This window comes from Mesorhizobium sp. AA22 (genome assembly GCF_001672375.2).
Classification (GTDB): Bacteria; Pseudomonadota; Alphaproteobacteria; order Rhizobiales; family Rhizobiaceae; genus Mesorhizobium; species Mesorhizobium wenxiniae.
Genome location: NZ_CP048406.1, coordinates 3352373 through 3365756, shown reverse-complemented (window position 1 = coordinate 3365756; position 13384 = coordinate 3352373). Strand labels below are relative to the sequence as shown.

At 62.6% G+C, this 13384-nt stretch carries 10 protein-coding genes; 5 read left to right on the top strand and 5 right to left on the bottom strand.

Translation table 11 applies throughout. The features are described from left to right. Nucleotides 1-33 precede the first annotated feature (33 nt). Both A9K68_RS16265 and A9K68_RS16260 read left to right on the top strand, forming a co-directional pair. Nucleotides 34-1080 carry a TonB family protein gene (locus A9K68_RS16265; RefSeq protein ID WP_246811165.1) on the top strand — a complete coding sequence of 349 codons (1047 nt, stop codon included), beginning with the start codon at nt 34-36 and terminating at the stop codon, nt 1078-1080. Nucleotides 1081-1142: 62 nt separating this feature from the next. Next, on the top strand, nt 1143-1457 hold the full coding sequence (locus A9K68_RS16260; protein ID WP_065007700.1) for an antibiotic biosynthesis monooxygenase: 315 nt from the start codon (nt 1143-1145) through the stop codon (nt 1455-1457). A gap of 33 nt (nt 1458-1490) precedes the next feature. On the opposite strand, the gene putA is transcribed toward A9K68_RS16260, so the two are convergent. Then, the gene (putA, locus tag A9K68_RS16255) at nt 1491-5102 is read right to left on the bottom strand and encodes a bifunctional proline dehydrogenase/L-glutamate gamma-semialdehyde dehydrogenase PutA (RefSeq protein WP_065007699.1); all 3612 of its coding nucleotides are present in this window, start codon (nt 5100-5102) and stop codon (nt 1491-1493) included. Between the two features lie 162 nt (nt 5103-5264). On the opposite strand from putA, the gene A9K68_RS16250 reads away from it, so the two are divergent. Further along, entirely contained in the window at nt 5265-5717 is a 453-nt protein-coding gene (locus A9K68_RS16250; protein WP_065007698.1) for an Lrp/AsnC ligand binding domain-containing protein, read from the top strand. Between the two features lie 225 nt (nt 5718-5942). Here the strand turns inward: A9K68_RS16250 and A9K68_RS16245 are convergent, their stop codons facing one another. Together A9K68_RS16245 and A9K68_RS16240 are read right to left on the bottom strand one after the other, a co-directional pair. Beyond that, nucleotides 5943-7145 carry a cytochrome c peroxidase gene (locus A9K68_RS16245; protein WP_065007697.1) on the bottom strand — a complete coding sequence of 401 codons (1203 nt, stop codon included), beginning with the start codon at nt 7143-7145 and terminating at the stop codon, nt 5943-5945. A gap of 13 nt (nt 7146-7158) precedes the next feature. Beyond that, nucleotides 7159-7758 (bottom strand): FixH family protein, encoded by a 600-nt coding sequence (locus A9K68_RS16240; RefSeq protein WP_246811164.1) that lies wholly within the window; start codon nt 7756-7758, stop codon nt 7159-7161. A 58-nt stretch (nt 7759-7816) separates the two neighbouring features. Between A9K68_RS16240 and A9K68_RS16235 the strand changes: the two genes are divergently transcribed. Continuing rightward, nucleotides 7817-8737, top strand: coding sequence for a sugar kinase (locus A9K68_RS16235; protein ID WP_065007695.1), 921 nt, complete (start codon nt 7817-7819; stop codon nt 8735-8737). Nucleotides 8738-8903: 166 nt separating this feature from the next. On the opposite strand, the gene A9K68_RS16230 is transcribed toward A9K68_RS16235, so the two are convergent. Next, nucleotides 8904-9938: a class I SAM-dependent methyltransferase gene (locus tag A9K68_RS16230; protein ID WP_065007694.1), complete on the bottom strand. Its 1035-nt coding sequence runs from the start codon at nt 9936-9938 to the stop codon at nt 8904-8906. 287 nt (nt 9939-10225) lie between these two features. On the opposite strand from A9K68_RS16230, the gene A9K68_RS16225 reads away from it, so the two are divergent. Beyond that, nucleotides 10226-12247, top strand: coding sequence for an EAL domain-containing protein (locus A9K68_RS16225; RefSeq protein WP_065007693.1), 2022 nt, complete (start codon nt 10226-10228; stop codon nt 12245-12247). A gap of 121 nt (nt 12248-12368) precedes the next feature. On the opposite strand, the gene A9K68_RS16220 is transcribed toward A9K68_RS16225, so the two are convergent. Further along, entirely contained in the window at nt 12369-13157 is a 789-nt protein-coding gene (locus A9K68_RS16220; RefSeq protein ID WP_065007692.1) for a thioredoxin family protein, read from the bottom strand. Nucleotides 13158-13384 lie beyond the last annotated feature (227 nt).

Sequence of the window (13384 nt, the reverse complement as noted above, 5' to 3'; positions counted from 1 at the left end):
CGAAACACCCTTGCGAGACCGCTGGCCGGCCTCTTGCCGCTGGGGGCAAATGATCTTGATTTGACAAGAGGGTCGCTGCAGTTTCCGTTCCGCGACATGCAGGAAATCAGCTCCATCTCAGCTACCGGCCCAGGCACCGGCCCAAACACCAGCCAAGACACCGGCGCCGAAATTGGCGTAACGCCGGTCGAGCCGCTCGCACAGGCGCCGACAGAGCGAGGATGGGCCGCGGCGATCATCGTCTCCTGCCTGGCACATGCGGCGGTCGCGGCGGTTTTTCTGATTACGCCTGCCGGAACATCTGACTTCCAGGATGCCACTCAGTCGGAGGGCAGCGATCAGTCGGGCGCCAACGTGGTCGGCAGCGCGCTGGATCGGGAAGCGCCGGCAATGAAGGTCACATTGGTGCCTAACCCGCAGCCGACCAAACCAGCGGCGGCAAAGGCCGAAAAACCGGTGCCGCCAACAAAGCCTTCTCAGCCCACCACGGAAGCAACGAAGCAGCCCCTTGAGCCTCTGCCGGAAGCTGTCAAACAGTCGGCAGCCATGCCAGACATATTGGTGTCTGGGGCGGCCGATGACCAGAGCGTGGTCCCGAAGACGCCAGCACAGCCGACTGTTCAGACAGAAAGCACCGAGGCGCCTGCTGCGTTTGCCGGGCAGCCGCCGATCCCCAGCGCCAGACCAAGTCCCCCTTCAAGAGCAAGCGAAGCTGATGAGAAGCGTGGCACGGCAGATGGCCAGGACCGCTCTGCTCAGGCGGCGAGTAAGGGCAAGAAACAAAATGAAGCAGGCATCGCAGCGGAATCCAGCTACCGCAGCGACGTCATAAGAAAGCTCAGCCGCGTCAATCGCGGCGTCCCGCCGTCGGTGCAAGCAACCGCGCGCAACAATGCCGTAGTCACATTCGTCATTGGCAATCGTGGCGGCATCAATGAACTGCGCATCCTGCAAAGCTCCGGATCGTCAGACTTCGATCAGGTCGTGCTCGGCATCGTGCGGAAGGCAGCCCCCTTCCCTCCCATCCCGACAAAGGTCGGCAACAATCTGGTGTTTACAGGCGAGATCGGTCCGTTTTGAGAGTCTTCGCCTCGTCGTTTCCAGCTTCCGCCACAGTTTGCCAATCCCGAAAGGAACCACCAATGTACATAGCCATGAACCGCTTCAAGGTACAAAACGGCTCTGAGGATGCTTTTGAGGACGTCTGGAAAAATCGTGATTCGAGCCTTTCGCAGATGAAAGGCTTTAAAGAATTTCATCTGCTGCGCGGTCCGGTCAACGAGGCCGAAGGCTACACGCTGTTCGCCTCGCACACCGTTTGGGCGAGCCATGAGGATTTTGTCGCCTGGACCAAATCCGAGAACTTTCGCGCCGCGCACCGCAACGCTGGCTCCAGCAAGGTGCACTATCTCGGTCATCCGCAGTTCGAGGGCTTTTCGGTCGTCCACGGCGCGTGAGGTGACCTCGCCTAACAGATAGAAGCAGCCGCCTTAAGCCGCGGCCAGCAGGCTGGCGTTGCCGCCCGCAGCCGTCGTGTCGACGCAGACGGCGCGCTCATGTGCATAGGCCGCCGGGTTGAGCACTTCGCTGACCAGCGGCACGATCGGGCCGGCGCGGTCGGCGATCACCTTGCGCACGATGCGCGCGGCCTCGTGCGTGCCGGAAAAGGCGACGAGGTCGACACGCAGCGCGCGTGCCTCGACCGGGTCGGGCCGGCCGTCGATTGCCGCCAGCGGCAGGCCCTTGCCGGTCAGTGACGACAGTGCCGCCGGCGCATCGGGCGCGACGGCCAGCACCGCATTGCCGGCCGCCAGCGCCTGGATGGTCTGGGCAAGCAGCGTGTCGGCGTCCGGCCCGAGGCAGAGCACGCGGCCGCGCGGCGCCAGCGACAGCGTGTTGGCCTCGCCGGTCGGGCCGGGCAAATCGACCTGGCCGAAATCGATGCCGCCGGCGGCACCGATGGCCGCCGCACCTTTGCCGCGCAAATGTTTCCTCAGCACCGCAATGCGGTCCGCCCGCGTCGACCAGCCGCCCAGCGTCGGGTCGGGCAGATTGTCGGCGAGTTCGCTCGCCGTCACCTTGCGGCCGTCAGGAATAGGCGTGCCCGCCTCCGGCCCCTTGCGGAACCGCCTGAGATAGTGCGGTCCGCCGGCCTTCGGCCCGGTGCCCGAAAGCCCTTCGCCGCCGAACGGCTGCGAGCCGACCACGGCGCCGATCTGGTTGCGGTTGACATAGATGTTGCCGGCATGGATGCCGTCGACGAAATGCTGGGCGCGGTCTTCGATGCGGGTATGCAGGCCGAAGGTCAGGCCATAACCCTTGCGGTTGATCGCGGCGATGACCCCGTCGATATCGTCGGCGTCGAAAGTGGCGACGTGCAGCACCGGCCCGAACACCTCGCGCTCCATGTCCTCGATGCCCTTGACCCGAAAGACATGCGGCGCGACGAAGCGGCCATCCTCCGGCGCTTCGAGTTTGGCGATGAGCCGGCCCTGCAGGCCCATGTCGGTGCAATAGTCGCGGATCGATTTTTGTGCCTCGTCGTCGATGACCGGGCCGACATCGGTCGATATCCGCCAGGGATCGCCGAGGCTGAGCGCTTCCATCGCGCCCTTCAGCATCTCCAGCATCTTCTTCTCGACGTCCTTCTGCACATAGAGCACGCGCAGCGCCGAGCAGCGCTGTCCGGCGCTCTGGAAAGCCGAGGCCAGGATGTCGCGCACCGCCTGCTCGGGAAGCGCGGTGGAATCGACGATCATCGCATTCAACCCGCCGGTCTCGGCGATCAGCATGGCGTCGGGAGCGGCGGTCTCGGCCAGCTGCTTTTCGATCAGCTTGGCGACCTCGGTCGAGCCGGTGAAGCAGACGCCGGCAATGCGTGGATCTGATGTCAATGGGCCGCCGACCGAGGGGCCATCGCCGGGCAGAAGCTGGATGACGTCTTCCGGCACGCCGGCTTCGCGCAGCAATTCGACGGCGCGGAAGGCGATCAGCGGCGTCTGCTCGGCCGGCTTGGCGATGACCGAATTGCCGGTGACGAGAGCTGCCGCAATCTGGCCGGTGAAAATGGCGAGCGGAAAATTCCATGGCGAGATACACGCGATGACGCCGCGCGCCTCGGTTCCAGGTTCGGCATTGGCGGCCTCGGTTGCGTAATAGCGCAGGAAATCGACCGCCTCGCGCACTTCGGCGACGCCGTCGGCCAGTGATTTGCCGGCCTCGCGGGCGGCGAGCGCGAAGAATTCGACGGCATTGGCCTCATAGAGGTCGGCAGCGCGGTTGAGGATGGCGGCGCGCTCGGCGACGGCGCGCCTCGCCCATGCCGGCTGCGCCTCCACCGCGATGCGCACGGCGGTCGCGACCTGCTTGGCGGTGGCCTCGCTGACCGTGCCGACCACCTCTTCCGGCTTTGCCGGATTGACCACCGGACGCTGCTTGCCATAGCCGGCGGCCCGGGTGATCGGCTTGGCGTGCCAGCGGTCCGGCCCGGCAAACTCGGCCTTCGCCTTGTCGATCGCGGCCAGCGTCACCGGATCGGTGATGTCGAACCCCTTCGAATTGCGGCGGCCAGCACCGAAGATCGCCGACGGGCTGGGGATCGCCGGATTGCTGGCCGGACCCTGTTTCTCGACGGTTTCGAGTGGGTCGCGAGCGATATCCTCCGGCTCGACCTCCTCGTCGGTGAGCTGGTGGACGAAGGAGGAGTTTGCGCCGTTTTCGAGCAGCCGGCGGACCAGATAGGCAAGCAGGTCGGAATGCGCGCCGACCGGCGCATAGATGCGGCAGCTCGTACCCTCGGCCCGCCGCACCGTCTCATGTAACGCCTCGCCCATGCCGTGCAGGCGCTGGAACTCGAATGAGTCACGATCCCCAGCCATCGACAGGATGGCGGCGACGGTGTGGGCGTTGTGGGTGGCGAATTGCGGATAGATGCGGTCGGTCATCGACAGCAGCTTCTTCGCGCAGGCGAGGTAGGACACGTCGGTGTTGGCCTTGCGGGTGAAGACCGGATATCCGTCGAGCCCGAGCGTCTGCGCCCGCTTGATCTCGGTGTCCCAATAGGCGCCCTTGACCAGCCGCACCATGATGGTGCGGTCGTACTTCTTCGCCAGCGCATAGAGCCAATCGATGACGAAGGCGGCGCGCGGACCATAGGCCTGGACGACGACGCCAAAACCGTTCCAGCCGGCAAGCTCCGGCTCGGCCAGCACCCGCTCGATGATTTCGAGCGACAGGTCGAGGCGGTCGGCCTCCTCGGCGTCGATGTTGAGGCCCATGCGCGAATGGCGCGCCGCCAGCGCCAGCGACAAAAGCCGCTCGGCCATCACAGGCAGCATCTTTTCCTTTTGCGTCACTTCATAGCGCGGGTGCAGCGCCGAGAGCTTGACCGAGATGCCGTGGTTCTGGCGGATGTCGGGACCATTGGCGCCGGCATCGAGCGAGGAGATGGCGTCGGCATAGGCCTTGAGATAGCGCAACGCGTCCGCCTCGGTGCGGGCCGCTTCGCCCAGCATATCGAAGGAATAGAAATAGCCTTTCTGGGTCATCGGCCGGCCGCGCTTGACGGCCTCGGCAATCGTGCGGCCGAGCACGAACTGCTCGCCCATCTCGCGCATGGCGGCGGCGACCGCCTTGCGGATGACCGGCTCGCCCAGCCGGCGCACCATGGCGCGCAGCGTGCCTTCGATGCCGCCCTCGCCCTCGTCGAGCACCCGGCCGGTCAGCATCAGCGCCCAGGTCGACGCATTGACGAAGATCGAGCTCGAGCCCCCTGAATGCGCTGACCAGTCGTGCGGCGCGATCTTGTCGGCGATGAGGTCGTCCATCGTTTCGGTGTCGGGCACCCGCAGCAGCGCTTCGGCCAGGCACATCAGCGCGACGCCCTCCTTGGTGGAAAGGCCATAAGCGGACAGAAAGACTTCCATCAGCCGCGGATCGGACGAGCCGCGCACCGCCCGCACCAGGTCGGCGGCGCGGGCCGAGATTGCCTTCCGCTCTTTCGTCGAAAGCCCTGTCGCCTCGGCCAGCCGCTTCACGGCCTCGTCTTCGTCGGGCAAGTAATTGGCACGGATCTGCTGGCGGATGGCATCGAGCGCTGGCATGACGGTCCTATAGAGCAAGCATCAGGGAGCGGTCCGGCGGTCACCGGACCGAATGGCGCAAGCTAACACAAAGCTTGGTTTCGATCGGTCCAAAGAAATCGACAGGAGAGGCCGATTGGATTATCGTGGGGCCTGATTTTCTCCAGTTCGACCACAAATTCGATGACAGTAGACCAATTAGACCGCATCGACAGGAACATCCTGTCGGCGCTGGGCACCAATGGCCGGCTTTCCATGTCGGAACTCGCGGCCAAGGTCGGCCTGTCGAAGACGCCGGTGCAGGCGCGGGTCAAGCGGCTGGAGAAGGACGGCATCATCCGCGGCTACCAGGCGATCATCGACCGTGAGCGCATGGGCGAAGGCCATGTCGCCTTCGTCCAGGTGAAATTGTCCGACACCCGCTCGGCCGCGCTCGACGCCTTCAACCGCGCCGTGCAGGCGGTGCCGGAGATCGAGCAATGCCACATGATGGCGTCGAGCTTCGATTACCTCCTGAAAGTCCGCACCACCGACATCGCCACCTATCGCCGCGTGCTCGGCGAGCGCATCTCCGCCCTGCCCCACGTCGCCCAGACTTCAACCTTTGTGGCGATGGAGACGGTCAAGGATCGGTAGTAGAGCGCTGCTGCGGTGAACGTCGGCGGGACAGCCCCCCCTTTGTCCTGCCGGACATCTCCAAGAACGACGGCTTCGACGACAGCGGCCTTTTCTTCAACGTTGAAAATTGGCGAAAGCCGAGGGGACAGCCAATCTCCCCCTCGTGGGGCCTCGTGGGGGGACGTCCGGCAGGACAGAGGGGGCGCGAAGGATCGCTACCGACCGGCCTTTATTCCGAGTCCTTCACTCCGCCAATGTCTTCAAAAACGCCACCAGCGCGGCGCGCTCGCGGTCGGAAAGCTGCAGCGGATGGATCTCGGATATGCCCTCGACACTCGCCGGCGCCGTCGAATAATGCGCCACCACTTCTTCGAGCGACGAGAACTGCCCGGCATGCATGTAGGGGGGACGGGTGGCGGCACCGCGCAGCGACGGCGTCTTGTAGGCGCGGGCGAGTTCCGGTCCGGCCTTGACCATGAAGCGCAGCTCGCCGCAGGCGCTGGCGTCGCCATCGCGAAACGCGCCGAAACAGTTGAACGGGTCGGCCTCGACCTGCGCCACCGCATCTATGCGGCCGCGATCCGCAGGCAGATTTGCAACCGGCGGCACGCCGGTGTTGTGAAAGCTGCCGTCGGTGAAACGCGCCCCAGTGTGGCACGTCACGCAATTGGCCTTGCCGATGAACAGCTTTAGCCCGAGGATTTCCTCGGGCGAAAAAGCAACGTCGCCTTGCGGCAACTGTATACCGGTAGCCAGGGCGGCAGCGAACCGGTCGAAGCGCGTCTGCGGCGGCGCTATCGACCGCTCGAAGGCGGCGATCGCCTTGCCGATATTGGCGAAGACGCGATTGACGCCCTCGGCCTGCGCTTTGGTCATCGTGCTCCACGCCGCCTTCTCGGCATCGCTGCCGAGCGGGCTGGCATTGGCCGGCACAGTCGAAAGGTCGGGCAGCGGCCCGAAGATGCGCTCATAGCGCTCGCCGAATCGCGCCTTGATATAATGCGCGTAGGCGGCGCGATTGCCGGCCTGCTCCAGCGGATTCTCCAGCGGCGCCAGCGCTTGCGACCAAAGGCTGTCGCGCCGCCCGTCCCAGAAGAAGAATGGATCATGCGCGACGCCAGCCAGCGGCATGGTGCGCCGGTTGGTGCGGCCGACGCCGACCGCTTGCGGCAGGTCGTCCTGGAATTGCCGGTCGATCTTGTGGCAGGTCGAGCAGGAAACCTTGCCGTCGCCGCTCATCCCGACGTCGAAAAACAGCGTCGCGCCGAGGGCGGCGGCGGCCGGCACGTCGGCGAAGCGGTTGGTGGTGTCGGTTTTCGGCGGCGGTAGCGCCGACAGAGCCAGTGAGGCGATGGTCTTCTTTTCGGCATCGGAAAACTCCGGCTTGCCGCAGCCGGCAAGCACGCCCATCGCCAGCAGCCCGAAAAGACGCGCAAAGCGGTTCATCTTGCTCCAGCGCTCAGAGCAACACATTGAAGACCACCGTATCGGATCCGGCCGCCGCGGAAATGGCGAAATGCAATTGCCACAATCCGCTCATCGTGAATTTCACCCCATCGATGCGATAGCAGCCGTCGCCCAGATAGTCGGTCGCCTGCGGGCTGGTCGGTAGACCGTGCCTGTGCCGCGGCATGCCCCCGGAAATCGTGATCCCGGCGCCCTCCACCGGGGTTCCCGCACCTGTCTTCAGGGTCAGCAGCCAGGATTGCAGCTCGCCTTGCCTGATGACACCCCGCTCCGGCTCGAAACTGGCCACAAACAGCCCGTTCGTCGTCTTCTTCGAGCGGGCGACTTCGGGGCTCGCAAGCCGAGGCGCTTGCGGCGCGGTCAGATAGACGGCAGCGAGAATGCCGGCCAGCAAGGCAGCCAGACCAAGACCTGCCAGAACATAACGCCATAACGATGCCAAACCGTTTCCTCTTCCGGAGATAACGTCTCGCTGGGCAGATTGCGTCCCGCCTTCCGCGTGAGAAAACGCCGTTGGCGCAAAATCCGCCATGGCCAAGCATGGCGCTGCCGCTCGCAAAAAGCTACAGCACCGGGTCTTGGTTTTGTGCATGTCGTTATCCCAACACCGCTGCGCAAGGTTTGGGCGACATGCACCAGGAGAGAGATTCATGACAGGAAACGGCGTCGCCTCGATCGGTGAATGCATGCTCGAACTTTCAGGCCAGGCGGGGCCGAACTGGCGCATGGGTTTTGCCGGCGACACGTTCAATACGCTGTGGGCGCTGCATGCGCTGAGCGGCGATCGGCCGGCGACCTATGTGTCGGCCTTCGGCGACGACCCGTTCTCGCGCGACCAGATCGGTTTCTTCGCGCAAAACGGCATCGGCGTCGGCGCCAGCCCGATCATATCAGGCGCCCGGCCCGGCCTCTATGCGATCACGCTGACCGGAGCCGAACGCTCCTTCACCTACTGGCGCGGCGATGCGGCTGCAAGGCAGCTTGCCTCCGACCCGGCTGCTTTGGCGAAAAGCCTTGAAAATCAGGCGCTTGTTTACTTTTCCGGAATCACTTTGGCAATTCTGGATGGCGCTGCGCGCAAGACATTGCTGGCAGCGGTGGCCAAGGCACGCGCCGCCGGCTCGCTTGTCGCCTTCGATCCCAACTACCGGCCGCGGTTATGGCGCCAGCGCGAGGAAGCGCAGGCCGCGATCCTCGATGCGCTCGCAGTCACCGACCTAGCGCTACCGACCTTTCCCGACGAGCAGATGCTGTTCGGCGACGCGGCGCCGCAGGCAACCGCGGAACGGCTGCGAAAGCTGGTCGGCGAAGTCGTCGTCAAGAACGGCGAGGAGCCGGCGCTGATCGCCGCAAACGGAACCCTGCAACCCGTTCCGGCCGTGCAAGTCGCCGTCCCCGTCGACACGACCGGCGCTGGCGATTCCTTCAATGGCGCATATCTCGCCGCCCGGCTCGCCGGGCACGCTCCGACTGAGGCCGTGCTGCGCGCGCATCGCGTCGCCGCGGCCGTCGTTCAGGTGCGCGGCGCGCTGGCGCCATTCGAAACGTTAAGGGCGGCGTTCGAAGATTAATGCATGTCGCGCGAAAGTGCGCAGCGGTTTTGCGATGACGACATGCATAAAACAAGACCTTAAGGCGCGTTGCATGAATCCATTCAAACGCGACGCGCTTTAGGGTCAAAACGCAATCAGACTGGCTGCCGCCAATGGGCGACAACCTTGCAGCCCAAGGCGGTCGCTATCCGCGCTTTTCGATGACGCCATATAGGACGTTGCGGTTCTCGCCAAAGAACACCTGCGCCTCGACGGTGTTGCGGTCGACGCTGGCGTTGATGATGTTCCACATATCGGCCTCCGACCGCAGCAGCAACACCCAGTTCATGAACGTCTCCCGGTAGCCGGCGTCAGGGTTGCCCTCTGCGTAGTTCGCGAAGAGGAATGTCCCGTTCGGCTTCAACATCTGCAGGCAGGTTTTCGTGAGCTTCACGGCGACGTTGTGCGCAAGGTAGTCGTAAAGGCCAGAGGCGTAAATGAAGTCGAACTTGCCAAGCTTGTGGCCCCGCGTGAGCATGGTTCGTACCGAACCGTCGATCGCCTCTACCGCGGTGCCCTGGAAGTCGCGCGTGATCAATCCAACGCTCTGAGGATCCTGATCGAGCGCAACCCAGCGCTTGAGACGGCCCTCCCGTAAGGCGGTCGAGCGATTGGCCTCCCTTAAATGGCCGGCCGCGATCGCCAGGATCTCGGCCTCCGGTCCATTCTTGGTCGCAATCTCATCGACATATCGGGTTAAAAGATCGCGTCGTTCCCGTGCCGCGATGCACGATGGGACATCCTTGGTATGGCTATAGAGCGCCTTGCCGATTTCCGAGGCGTTTGCCACGCTCTCGGCCACGTGCGGGTCACAATAGATATAGTCGAGCAACTGCGCGTCGCCAGAATAACCTCTGGGCTTGTCATGGGACCACCGCGTGAGCGGATCCTCAAGAAAGTACTCCAGGACCGGGTGGTTCTGCACCACCGGTATCAATGCTTGCCAAACGTCTGGATGAACCTTGGAACGGGTTGCTTCGAGATGCGCCATCAGACGACGAATGATCTCCGCGGGATCCTTTCGTTGCTCGATTTGCTGGTGTGTCGTGTGGAGAATGAGCGCAAGCTCTACGCGAGCAGTTTCGAACGCTTCGCTATGAGGCCCGAGCTTTCCTCGAGGGAGACTGGCGGCGATCATCTCGGCAGTAATCAGACTTTTGCCATCAAGGATGGTTGCCACCACATAACCCCATAGTTACAATTAGCTAGATATTATTTAGATATTGCGTAAAATTTTACCTTTGCCAAGCCACATCCCCGGCATTTTAGCGGTGTCGTTAATTTCCCGCCAACCATGCTGGTTCTTTGGACGCCTTGTGGGTGGGATTCCGGATACGAGTTAACGAAAACCTATTTGCGCGACTGCATATTGTTTGCGAGGCGCCGCAATCGCTGTCGCGCCTGAGGAGTCGGCCGGCATTGGGGGCAGAAGCTAGAAATGAGTTCGGAATGCAAAGTCCCGTTCGGATGGGGTTTGTGGTGACGAACGAATGCGCGTCATCTGCATTGGCCGATATAGCCCATGCGGAGCCGTTCGAACCGCGCTACGAGCCGCGGTCCGACGAGCTCCGCCACCTCTACCGAGAGGAAGGCCAAGCGAAGCGAAGAATGGACGCCAGGCCAGGGCTTTGGATCGCTGTTGCCATCTATCTGCTGTTTTCGGCAACGGATCTGCTGCTGATTCCGGATGTGGCACTCTATACGATCATGGCACGCTTCGCGGTCGGAGTGACTGCACTCCTGATCTTGGAGGCACAACTTCGCCGGGGCGTCGGAACGGAATGGATTGACGTCACTTGCGCCGGAGCCATCATCTTTGGCTATGTTGGCTGGCTGTGCCCAGCGGTGATGGGTGCAGACAAGGAAAGCGTCTCTTATTACATGGTGTTCGGCACCATCTTCATGATGAGCGCCAATCTCTTCTTCACATTTAAGTTCAGCCTGTCTATTGTAACGTCTGCAATAATTTTAGTAATATTGTATGCCGTAAACTACTTTGTGCCTTCCACATTGATGTACAAACTGGTTTTTGGAACTTTTTACATTTCATGCTTCACGTTTACGTCTTACGTTAACTGGAAGCTGAACGAGGAGCGCTACAACGTCTTCCTCAATGCCCTCGAAGCCAAAATCCAGCACAAGGAAGCCACCGAGCGCGGACAGGCGCTGTTGAATCTGTCGAGAACCGATCCGCTTACGGGTCTGGAGAATCGGCGGGCGATTGATGAGAAGCTGCGGGACTACTGGAGCGACTGGCAAAGGTCTGGCAGCAGTTTTGTGGCGATCCTCATCGACGTGGACTTCTTCAAAAGGTTCAATGACTATTACGGACATCAAGAAGGCGACCGCTGCCTGATTCTCGTCGCCAATGCCCTTGCCGAAATGATTAAGCAGCACAATGGCTCAATCGGCCGTTATGGCGGTGAGGAATTCATAGTTCTGGCTCGCATGGAGAAAAGAGAACAGGTCGCAGATATTGCCGAAGCCATTCGAAGCACGGTGGAGAACCTCGCGCTTCCCCACGAGCAGCGCAGAGACGGTATCTCGGTTGTGACGGTGAGCGTTGGTGCTGCATTCACCAGGCCGCAGACTGGCGCCAAGCTGGAAAAAATCATCCATGAGGCCGATCGCGCACTCTATCTGGCAAAAGCAGGCGGTCGAAATTGTACCTGGCTGTTCGATCCAAACGATCCCCAGAGCAGCGACGAGAGCGAGAATATTGCGGCTTTGCTGAAGATCGCGATCGGCCAGGATCTCGTTTCACTCGTCTATCAGCCTATCCAGAATGTCACGTCCGGCCGAGTTGAAGCCGTCGAGGCTCTGATGCGCCTCAAAATGCTGGACGGTACATCGGTTCCGCCGAGCTTGTTCATTCCCGTCGCGGAACGAACTGGCGCGGTCCTGGCGCTTGGGCGCTGGGCAATAAGGACAGTGTGCACTGAGCTTCTGGCGGACGATCACGTCCGTGTCGTCAGCGTCAACGTCTCTCCGATTCAGCTCAAGACGCCCGGCTTCGCAACCTCTGTTGCGGCCATTCTGAGCGAGACTGGCGTAGCCGGCAGCAGGCTGGCCCTCGAAATCACCGAAGGGCTGGAGATGGAGATGCACTCCGACGTTCTCCGCTGCATCAGCGACCTGAAGCTGCTAGGGATCAGGATATGGCTCGATGACTTCGGGACGGGCTTCGCCGGCCTCTCATGGCTTCGTCTAATCGATTTCGATACGGTGAAGATCGACCGCTCGTTTCTGCATGACTGCGGCACCCCGAGGGGCAAGGCGATGCTGCAAGACATTATTGCCCTGGTCCGAAATCGCGGCCATAAAATCCTGGTCGAAGGGGTTGAAACCGACGAGCAGATGGCCATTGTACGCGAATTTGACATAGATAAAATCCAGGGCTTCCACGTCGGCCGCCCTGCTCCCGCCGCCAGTTTCCGGGCGAGACCGGTCACCTACAAACGCCCATTTTCGGTCGTCAAGTCCGCATGAACAGCGGCGGAGCGACCTGCGCTCCTGCAAGCCGTCGCCGCTTCCCTCAGCAATAGTCCAGCGGCTTTGTATTAGCCGACCCACCGTCGCCGCCGTCGATCTCCACCGGACCAGGCCGGGCTCATTGCTTCGTGCTCGCCTCCCGGAACGCCGCCTCTCCGGCGTCCGACACCTCGGCCCACTTCTTGTCGGCCGCTGGATCCGCGGCGTAGCTGTCATGCCAGTTCCACCACTTGTAGGTCGGGGTCTGGGGATAGCCCTCGGGCGAGTCCTCCCAGACCTCCTGCCGGCCAAGCGGGGTGATGTCGAGATAATTCCAGGTGCACCCCATCTGCTCGTCGCCGCGGTTGTTGATGAAGTAGGTGCGGAACACGCGATCGCCGTCGCGGATGAACACGTTGTGGCCGTGCCACTCGTCCACGCCGAAGTCGGCGTCGAAGCTGTCGGTGAGCGTGTACCACGGCATCTCCCAGCCCATCCGCGCCTTCAGCCGCGCGATATCAGCCTGAGGCGCACGCGAGACGAACACAAGTGTGGTGTCACGGGCGTTCAGGTGGGCGACGTGGGCGACCTGGTCGGCTACCAGGGAGCAGCCGCGGCAGGCGTGGTCGGGCCAGCCGAACACTCCCGGTTCGAAGAAGGCGCGGTAGACGATCAGCTGACGCCGGCCGTCGAACAGGTCGAGCAGGCTGGCCTTTCCGTCAGGCCCCTCGAACGCATACGTCTTCTCCACGGCCATCCACGGCATCCGCCGCCGCTCGGCGGCCAGCGCGTCACGGGCGCGGGTCTGGGCCTTTTCCTTCACGAGCAGCTGCTCGTGGGCCGCCTCCCACGCCTCAGGCGACACGACCGGTGGTGTCTGCATGGCAGGCTGTCCGCTTTTCCGTCCGTTTTGGGCTGATGCAGTCATGGCTTCGATACCTCCTGATTTTGGCGAATTCCCGCGCCTCGTGACTGAAGCGCCATTCCATTCGCTGCTCACCGCGCGTTGGTGGTGAGCTAGTTTGGCACCGGAAAGCGAACAGTGGGAGTAACAAGTGTGGCGGTAATCGCCGATTACAGGCGCCGCGCGTTCGCCCGAAGCGGGTGATCCCCTCTGCGCTCGAACCGCATGGCGCTGCGCGACCGTGCTCATCC

What these genes read in the sequence shown, in the direction of transcription:
- A9K68_RS16260 (WP_065007700.1), top strand. Translation starts at nt 1,143, where the DNA reads ATGTACATAGCCATGAACCGCTTCAAGGTACAAAACGGCTCTGAGGAT.
- putA (WP_065007699.1), bottom strand. Translation starts at nt 5,102, where the DNA reads ATGCCAGCGCTCGATGCCATCCGCCAGCAGATCCGTGCCAATTACTTG.
- A9K68_RS16250 (WP_065007698.1), top strand. Translation starts at nt 5,265, where the DNA reads ATGACAGTAGACCAATTAGACCGCATCGACAGGAACATCCTGTCGGCG.
- A9K68_RS16245 (WP_065007697.1), bottom strand. Translation starts at nt 7,145, where the DNA reads ATGAACCGCTTTGCGCGTCTTTTCGGGCTGCTGGCGATGGGCGTGCTT.
- A9K68_RS16240 (WP_246811164.1), bottom strand. Translation starts at nt 7,758, where the DNA reads ATGCACAAAACCAAGACCCGGTGCTGTAGCTTTTTGCGAGCGGCAGCG.
- A9K68_RS16235 (WP_065007695.1), top strand. Translation starts at nt 7,817, where the DNA reads ATGACAGGAAACGGCGTCGCCTCGATCGGTGAATGCATGCTCGAACTT.
- A9K68_RS16225 (WP_065007693.1), top strand. Translation starts at nt 10,226, where the DNA reads ATGGGGTTTGTGGTGACGAACGAATGCGCGTCATCTGCATTGGCCGAT.
- A9K68_RS16220 (WP_065007692.1), bottom strand. Translation starts at nt 13,157, where the DNA reads ATGACTGCATCAGCCCAAAACGGACGGAAAAGCGGACAGCCTGCCATG.